Genomic DNA, 8,776 nt, shown 5'->3' with positions numbered 1-8,776 from the left:
GACAATTTTAGTTTTTTTCAGCAGAAGTAAAAATCAAACCAAATAGACTGAAATGAAAAAACCGCCTCAAATTATGTTTTGAGACGGCTTCTTTTGTTTCTGAATTTTATGTATTTTTCAGGAAAAGAAAACACTATGAAAATAATCGCTTTTGGCGGAAGCCCCAGTAAAAATTCTATCAATAAAAAATTAGCCACTTATGCAGCTTCGCTTTTTGAAAATGCCGAAGTCGAAGTTTTGGATTTAAATGATTACCAAATGCCGCTTTTTAGTGTGGATATTGAAGCTGAAATTGGTCAGCATGAATTGGCTAAAGCCTTTTTAAAAAAAATTGAATCCGCCGATTTTTTAGTGGTTTCATTGGCAGAAAACAACGGAAATTATTCGGCTGCTTTTAAAAATGTGTACGATTGGTGTTCCCGTATTGTGGGGAAAGTTTTCCAGCAAAAACCAATGTTGTTAATGGCGACTTCAACAGGAGGCAGGGGCGGAGCTACGGTTTTAGATATTGCTGCCAATGCTTTTCCGCGTTATGGTGCAGAGATCAAAGGAACTTTTTCTCTCCCTCTTTTTGATACGAATTTTGATATAGAAAAAGGAATGATTTCTAATGAGGAATTGGATAATCAGTTGAGGGAGATTGTGAAAGGGATTTAATTGTAAAATCAAAGCGCTTTAGGAGTTTCGTTAGATTATTTTTCGATAAATATTATTTTTGTTTGAATTTTCAAAATCTATTGAGAAACCCTATATTAGCGGAAAATCCACAAAATTTAATGTCAGATCAAAGTAAATATACCGAAGATAATATTCGGTCACTCGATTGGAAAGAGCATATCCGTATGCGTCCCGGTATGTATATCGGGAAATTGGGAGATGGTTCGTCTCCGGATGACGGTATTTATATTTTATTGAAAGAAGTCCTCGATAACTGTATCGATGAGTTTGTCATGGGTGCAGGTAAAACTATCGAAGTGACTATCAAGGATAAAACGGTTTCGGTACGTGATTACGGACGTGGTATTCCATTAGGAAAAGTAGTCGATGTAGTTTCGAAGATGAATACCGGAGGAAAATATGATTCCCTGGCATTTAAGAAATCGGTTGGTTTGAACGGAGTAGGTACTAAGGCGGTAAATGCCTTATCTACTTTTTTTCGTGTAGAATCGGTTCGTGAAGAAAAACAAAAAGCAGCGGAGTTTTCAGCCGGAAATTTAGTGTTGGAAGAAGATGTAATTGACACTACGAAACGAAAAGGAACCAAGGTTACTTTTACACCGGATGATGCTATCTTTAAAAACTACAAATTCCGAAACGAATATGTAGTGAAAATGCTCAAAAATTATTGTTATCTGAATACTGGATTAACGATAATTTACAATGGAGAAAAATTCTTTTCAGACTACGGTTTAAAAGATTTATTAAACGAAAACATTGCCGAAGAAGACAAGGTTTACGATATTATTCACCTTAAAGGCGATGATATCGAAATCGCGATGACCCATAGTAAATCGCAATACAGTGAAGAATACCATTCGTTTGTAAATGGTCAAAATACTACTCAGGGAGGTACGCACTTAGTGGCATTTCGTGAGGCGATTGTAAAAACGATTCGTGAGTTTTACAACAAAGGATTTGAGCCTTCAGATATTCGAAAATCCATTGTGGGAGCGGTGAGTATTAAGGTGATGGAACCGGTATTTGAATCGCAGACCAAAACCAAATTGGGTTCTACCGAAGTAGGTTCAGAACCTGGAATGCCTTCGGTTAGAACATTCGTGAATGATTTTGTCAAAAATAATTTAGACAATTATTTGCACAAAAATCCAGAAACAGCCGATTTGTTGCTTCGTAAAATTTTGCAAGCCGAAAGAGAACGAAAAGAACTTTCGGGAATTCGAAAATTAGCCAAAGACAGAGCCAAAAAAGCGAGTTTGCACAATAAAAAACTACGTGATTGTCGCGTGCATTTGCCAGATGTAAAAAATCCAAGATATCTAGAAAGTACCCTGTTTATTACCGAGGGAGATTCGGCTTCGGGATCGATTACCAAATCTCGAGATGTGAATACGCAGGCGGTTTTTAGTTTGCGTGGTAAGCCTTTGAATTCCTACGGTATGAGCAAGAAAATCGTTTATGAAAACGAAGAATTCAACTTGCTTCAGGCGGCTTTGGATATTGAAGACGACATGGAAAACCTGCGTTACAACAACATTGTTATCGCTACCGATGCCGATGTTGATGGGATGCACATTCGATTGTTATTGATTACTTTTTTTCTGCAATTTTTCCCAGAATTAATCAAAGAAGGACATTTGTATATTTTGCAAACGCCTTTGTTTAGGGTTCGAAATAAAAAAGAAACCATTTATTGTTATTCAGAAGAAGAAAGAGTAGCAGCCATAGAAAAATTAAAACCCAAACCTGAAATCACCCGATTTAAGGGATTGGGAGAGATTTCTCCTAATGAATTCCAACATTTCATTGGTGAAGATATCCGTTTAGATCCTGTGATGATGGACAAAAATACCTCAGTTGAGCAGTTGTTGTCTTTTTATATGGGTAAAAACACCCCAGACCGACAGGATTTTATCATCAAAAACCTGAAAGTAGAGGTAGATACTTTGGAGGAAGCTTAATTTTTTAAGATATTAAGTTATGGATAATCAAGATATACGTTGGAAACAAAGGTTTGAGCATTTTGTGAATGCGTTTAAGCAATTAAAGAATGCGAAACAATTAAGTACAGAACGGAAGTTCACGGAATTAGAATTGCAAGGTGTTATTCAGGCTTTTGAAGTTTCTCAGGAGTTGTCGTGGAAGGTGATGAAGGATTTTTTAGAAGCTCAGGGAAAAACGGATTTTTTCGGGAGTAAAAATGCTGTAAAAGAGGCGTTTAATGTGGGGTTGATAACGAATGGTGAAATCTGGTTTGATATGATAAAAAGCAGAAATTTGACTTCACATATTTATGATGAAGATGAAATTTTGTCCATTTTGGATACTATTTTAAATCTGTATTTTGATTCTTTTATCGCTTTTGAAAACAAAATGAAAACGTATCTCTAATGTTTGGTATTTATCCTAAAAGTCATCAGGAAATTTTAAGAATCATTGAAAATTGCGCTTCTATTAACGAAGTAATTATTTACGGTTCCCGTGCAAAAGGAAATTATAAGGAAGGTTCTGATATTGATTTAAGTATTTTGGGAGAAGTGACAACGGAAGATTTTAATAAATTATGGCACGATTTAGACGATAGCTATATACCTTATAAATTTGATATTTCAATTTATAATAATTTGAAATCAGAAAGTTTGAAAGAACATATACAAAGAGTAGGAAAAACTTTTTATAAAAGGAAAAACTGAAATAAATTCAGATAAATGAAAGACGAAGAAGACGATAACATCATTCCAAACAACGAAGAAAATAATTCGGAGGAGAATCCCATTGATGAAAACCAGAACGGAGAAGATACTGATGAAATTATTGACGTAGATGCTAAACATTTTGAAGGAGAGCATTTTTACGAAAATGAACAGGAAGGCGATGGTAGTGATACCATTACCAAAGTTACCGGTATGTACAAAGACTGGTTTTTGGATTATGCTTCGTATGTAATTTTGGAACGAGCGGTTCCTGCTATTGAAGACGGATTCAAACCTGTGCAGCGTCGTATTATGCACTCGTTGAAAGAGTTGGATGACGGTCGTTATAATAAAGTGGCTAATGTGGTAGGACATACGATGCAGTATCACCCTCATGGTGATGCCAGTATTGCCGATGCCATGGTGCAAATTGGTCAAAAAGATTTGTTGATTGATTGTCAGGGAAACTGGGGTAATATTTTAACTGGTGACGGGGCTGCGGCTTCGCGTTATATCGAAGCACGTTTATCCAAGTTTGCCTTAGAGGTTTTGTATTCACCAAAAATTACCGAATGGGGACTTTCCTATGACGGTAGAAAAGCCGAACCGATTAACCTTCCGGTAAAATTTCCATTATTGTTAGCTCAGGGTGCAGAAGGTATTGCGGTAGGTCTTTCTACAAAAGTATTGCCTCATAATTTTAACGAATTGATTGATGCTTCGATTAAAATTTTAAAGGGAAAACCGTTTACATTATATCCTGATTTTATGACAGCAGGTATTGCCGACGTGTCTAATTATAATGATGGTATGCGTGGTGGACGTGTGCGTGTTCGTGCCAAAATTTCGCAGATTGACAAAAGTACTTTGGCAATCACTCAGATTCCATTTTCAACCAATACTTCGACCTTGATTGATAGTATTTTGAAAGCTAATGACAAGGGGAAAATAAAAATCAAACGTATTGAGGATAACACCGCTGCTGAGGTTGAGATATTAATTCATCTCTATCCAGGTGTTTCACCAGATAAAACTATTGATGCGCTATTTGCATTCACTGCTTGTGAAACTTCAGTTGCGCCTTTGGGTTGCGTAATTGAAGACAATAAGCCTTTGTTTATTGGGGTTTCGGCTATGTTGAAAATTTCTACCAATAGAACAGTTGATTTACTGCGTCAGGAGTTGGAAATTCAATTGGATGAATTAAAAAATAAATGGCATTTTGCTACTTTGGAAAAAATATTCATTCGTGAAGAAATGTATATTGATTTCAAATTATACGGAGACAGAGAATCGCTTTACAAGTATTTATACGATCGTTTTGAACCATTCAAAAAATCATTTGTCAGAGAAATTAATGATGACGATTTACAGCGACTGACTCAAATTCCGATGATTCGTATTACCCGTTTCGATTCGGATAAAGCCGATGATTTCATTTCGAAATTAGAAGACGAGATGAAGGAGGTAGAATACAACTTGGAGCACATCATAGATTTTGCAATAGCTTATTTTACCAAATTAAAAGAGAAATACGGAAAAGGCAGAGAACGTCAAACGGAGTTACGCATTTTTGATGATATCGAAGCGACCAAAGTTGTGTTGCGAAATACCAAGTTGTACGTAGATAGAGCAGAAGGTTTCGTAGGAACTAGTTTGAAAAAAGACGAATACGTGACCGATTGTTCGGATATTGATGATGTAATTGTGTTTTTGCGTGACGGAAGTATGATGGTAACCAAAGTAGATGCCAAGACTTTTGTTGGGAAAGATATTATTCACGTAGCCGTTTTTGATAAAAGTGATAAACGAACCATTTACAACATGGTGTATCGCGATGGAAAATCTGGGCCATCTTATATCAAACGATTCAATGTTTCCGGAGTTACCAGAGATAAAATGTACGATTTGACCAATGGGACTAAAGGTTCTATGGTGTTGTATTTTACCTGTAATCCTAATGGAGAAGCGGAGGTAATTACGATTCTGTTACGCCAAATAAGTAGTATTAAGAAACTAAAATTTGATTTGGATTTTGCTAATCTGGCGATTAAAGGTCGTGCTTCCAAAGGAAATTTGGTTACCAAACATCCGATTAAGAAAATCGATATTAAGGAAAAAGGTATTTCGACTTTATTGCCAAGAAAAATTTGGTACGATGATACGGTGCAACGTTTGAATGTGGATGCCAGAGGAGAACTTTTAGGTGAATTCCGTCCGAGTGATAAAATTTTGGTAATTCAGCAATCCGGGAAATTAAAAGTCATTATTCCGGAATTGACGACGCATTTTGAGGAAGATATGATAGTGCTGGAAAAATGGATTCCTAAAAAGCCAATTTCGGCAATTTATTATGATGGTGAAAAAGAGCGTTATTATTTGAAACGCTTTTTGGTTGAAAATGAATCTAAGGAAGATATTTTTATTACAGAGCACCCAAATTCTCAACTGGAATTGGTTTCAACCGATTACCGTCCGGTTGTAGAATTGGTATTTCCTAAAATAAAAGGAGTCCAAAAAGAAAGTGTGACAATTGATGTAGAGAATTTTATTGCAGTGAAAGGATTTAAAGCACTTGGAAATCAATTGACAACGGATAAACTAAAACAGGTTAATGCTTTAGAATCCCTTCCTTATGATGTCCCTGAAGAAGTAGTAGCCGAAGAAATGGAAGTGAAAGGTGAACTCAATGCCGATGATACTACTGTTCAGTTAGATGATGATGGACAAATAGGTTTGGTTTTAGAATAAAAGATAAAAGCTCCAAAACGGAGCTTTTATTTTATCTGAAAAGATGGTACAACATCATTTTTTCATGTTTGCCTTTTAATTTTTTCAGGATTTTTAAAAAAGCAATCGCTGTAATATAGGCATCTCCCACTGCAGTGTGCCGGTCTTTTTTTGAAATATCAAATTTGTCGGCCAAATCGTCCAGCGTGTAATGGTCTTTGTGTTGGAGTAAATTGGATTTAATTAAAGTTCTTTTGTACAAAACCGCCGTGTCTAAACATTTGTTAGTGAGCTTAGGCAGTCCGTTTCTTTCCAAAGCATTATTAATCATGGTGACATCAAATTTAGTGTGATGCGCTACAATGACCGAATCGCCTAAATAATCGATAAATAATTGTAATACTTCGATTTCAGATTTGTGATCCAAAACATCACTTCTGATAATGCCATGAATTTGAACACTGGATTTATCAAAATGTTCCTGATCGATATAATGTTCGAAAACATTTTGTAAATCGATAACTCCGTTTTCCAAAACGATGGCGCCAATACAAAGAATCCGGTCATCAGTATAATTAAAACCGGTTGTTTCAGTGTCTAAAACGACAAAACGGGTTGATTCGATGCTACAGTTTAAACGCTCATCAATAGGAACTTCCAGAATTCCCAGAATTTGTAACGACTGGATAAATTTTTCTTTCAGACTCATTATATGTTGATTTTTCCAGGATTAAAGCGCATCGAAATCACTTCCTGTAATTCTTTAATGGTTTTAAAAGTAGCTTTGAGTTTTACTTTTTCTAATTTGGTCAAAGCTTCTAATTCAATAAATTGTCCCGAATCGTGATGTAAAAGTCCTTGTTTGGTTCGGAATTTAAGCAGGGCTTTGTACGAATAAGCGCAAGACAGATACAATTCTTTATTTTGCGGCTCCAGTTCGGCCAGTTTTTCAAATCGTTCCGGAGTGTTGCTGATTCCTTTTATGCGATGGGATAAAATTAAAACGCGGGCAGCATCGGCAAGAGGCATCAATGCGCGTCTTTTTACATCAAAGAAATCTTTGTGTGCACCATCCTGTTCTACCAGAAATTGCCTGAAAAATCCCGTTGGTGACGGACTTTGCAAAGCACCACTCACTAAATGCACGTAGAAAATAGGATTGGATTCGATATCTCCAAAAATATAATCAGCGAGTTCGTTAGCTAATTCCTGATCTCCGTAGGACAAACTATAATCAAAGAAAATAAAAGAAAGTAACACTTCGTCTTTTCCGGGTTTGCTAATCCAGTCGTGAACGGTTTGTTTCCATTGGTTCAAACTCAGGCACCATTTTGGATTAGAAGCCATCATTTCGGCAGGACAATATTCATAACCGATTTCAAAAAGTCCTTTATTAACAATGGCGGCTAATTCTAAAAAGTATTTTCGGGTTTTTTCTTCTTTTTCTTCCGGAACATCTTCATAAATCAGCGCGTTGTCCTGATCCGTATGCAATAATTGTTCACTGCGTCCCTGACTTCCCAGAGCCAGCCACGAAAACCGAACCGGAGGTGGCGTACTCATTTTGGCTAATGACAGTTCAATAACCCTTTGAATACAGGCGTCATTGAGCTCGGTAATTATTTTAGAGGTTAGCGTGATAGGAATATTTTGATTTAGATAGCCTTGTAAAAGCTGCATTATTTTGGCACGAATGGGCTTAATTGCTTTTACTTTTTTTACCCTTTTTAAAGCTTTAATCAATACCGCAGGATTATTTCCCAAAGCCACCATAACGTCGTGTTTGGATAAGATTCCAACAGCTTTTGTATTGGCTGTTCCGTCTTTCGTAAGACATAAATGACTGATATTACTTTTCATCATGGCCATTTGTGCTTGAGTGATGGTCATTTTTTTTGAATAGGTAATTACGGGCGAATTCATAATAACATCGGCTGTGGTGTTGATGGAATGATCTCCCGTTACGATTTTGTTTCTTAAATCTTTATCGGTAATGATTCCTATGGGCAGCATGTCTTCCACAACCAGCATGGCTCCCACATTTTTTTTAGTCATTATTTTGGCTATTTCTTTGGCGGTAGCCGCACGGGAACAGGTGATGATTTTTTTCGAATATTTTATCGGTTGTAAATCGAGTATTTTGTTGTCGTTATCGATTATTTCATCGGCGTTGTTTTCATCATCAAATGGGTTGCCGTACAATTTACCACTATGACTTTTGGAATACGGATTATGGGTGTTAGAGGCAAAACTGTCGATGACAAAATTTCCAACATTAGCATTTTTAATGGCATAAGGTTTAAAAATAGTAATTGGAATGGCATACAAAATACTTTCTTCATGAGCCGTGGCTTCCATTTTGTAATTTTCGTGTGCAATTAACGGACGGAGACCAAAAATATCTCCTTCGTCACACATGTCCAGAATATTGTTTTTGGATTTTTTACGCAATTCAATGGCGCCTTTGTGAACCACATAAAAGGAATCGTGCGTTTCTTCGTTTTCTTCAAAAATAACGGCTCCTTTTTCTTTATAAATGATGGAAACTTTCTCGGCTAGTGTTTCGATTTCGGCCTGTTCCAGAAAGTTAAAAGGGGGAAAGTTTTTTAAAAAATCGGCTACCCTTTGCGAAATGGTATTTTTCATTAAAAAAATAGTTTAGACTGTTTTTAGTT

The 8,776-nt window shown here is 36.3% G+C and carries 7 protein-coding genes; 5 read left to right on the top strand and 2 right to left on the bottom strand.

Going from position 1 to position 8,776, the window contains the following annotated elements:
• The first annotated feature begins 135 nt into the window (after nucleotides 1-135).
• The 5 genes from B6A10_RS15895 to B6A10_RS15875 all read left to right on the top strand — a co-directional run bounded on the left by B6A10_RS15895 (nucleotide 136) and on the right by B6A10_RS15875 (nucleotide 6,122).
• Entirely contained in the window at nucleotides 136-657 is a 522-nt protein-coding gene (locus B6A10_RS15895; RefSeq protein WP_055090224.1) for an NADPH-dependent FMN reductase, read from the top strand.
• A gap of 119 nt (nucleotides 658-776) precedes the next feature.
• Nucleotides 777-2,639, top strand: a complete 1,863-nt coding sequence (locus tag B6A10_RS15890; protein ID WP_188221647.1) for a DNA topoisomerase IV subunit B — start codon at nucleotides 777-779, stop codon at nucleotides 2,637-2,639.
• A gap of 19 nt (nucleotides 2,640-2,658) precedes the next feature.
• Nucleotides 2,659-3,069 (top strand): nucleotidyltransferase substrate binding protein, encoded by a 411-nt coding sequence (locus B6A10_RS15885; RefSeq protein WP_188221646.1) that lies wholly within the window; start codon nucleotides 2,659-2,661, stop codon nucleotides 3,067-3,069.
• Nucleotides 3,069-3,371 carry a nucleotidyltransferase family protein gene (locus tag B6A10_RS15880; RefSeq protein ID WP_055090163.1) on the top strand — a complete coding sequence of 101 codons (303 nt, stop codon included), beginning with the start codon at nucleotides 3,069-3,071 and terminating at the stop codon, nucleotides 3,369-3,371. Before B6A10_RS15885 ends, B6A10_RS15880 begins: the two co-directional genes overlap by 1 nt.
• A gap of 15 nt (nucleotides 3,372-3,386) precedes the next feature.
• Nucleotides 3,387-6,122, top strand: coding sequence for a DNA gyrase/topoisomerase IV subunit A (locus B6A10_RS15875; RefSeq protein ID WP_188221645.1), 2,736 nt, complete (start codon nucleotides 3,387-3,389; stop codon nucleotides 6,120-6,122).
• Nucleotides 6,123-6,153: 31 nt separating this feature from the next.
• On the opposite strand, the gene B6A10_RS15870 is transcribed toward B6A10_RS15875, so the two are convergent.
• On the bottom strand, nucleotides 6,154-6,810 hold the full coding sequence (locus tag B6A10_RS15870; RefSeq protein WP_188221644.1) for a 3'-5' exonuclease: 657 nt from the start codon (nucleotides 6,808-6,810) through the stop codon (nucleotides 6,154-6,156).
• A complete protein-coding gene (locus B6A10_RS15865; protein ID WP_055090166.1) occupies nucleotides 6,810-8,747 on the bottom strand; it encodes a DUF294 nucleotidyltransferase-like domain-containing protein in 1,938 nt (645 codons plus the stop codon). Before B6A10_RS15865 ends, B6A10_RS15870 begins: the two co-directional genes overlap by 1 nt.
• Nucleotides 8,748-8,776: the final 29 nt, after the last annotated feature.

Origin of the sequence: Flavobacterium pokkalii, assembly GCF_014596575.1 — a bacterium.
GTDB lineage: Bacteria > Bacteroidota > Bacteroidia > Flavobacteriales > Flavobacteriaceae > Flavobacterium > Flavobacterium pokkalii.
This window is presented reverse-complemented; position numbering and strand designations above follow the sequence as displayed.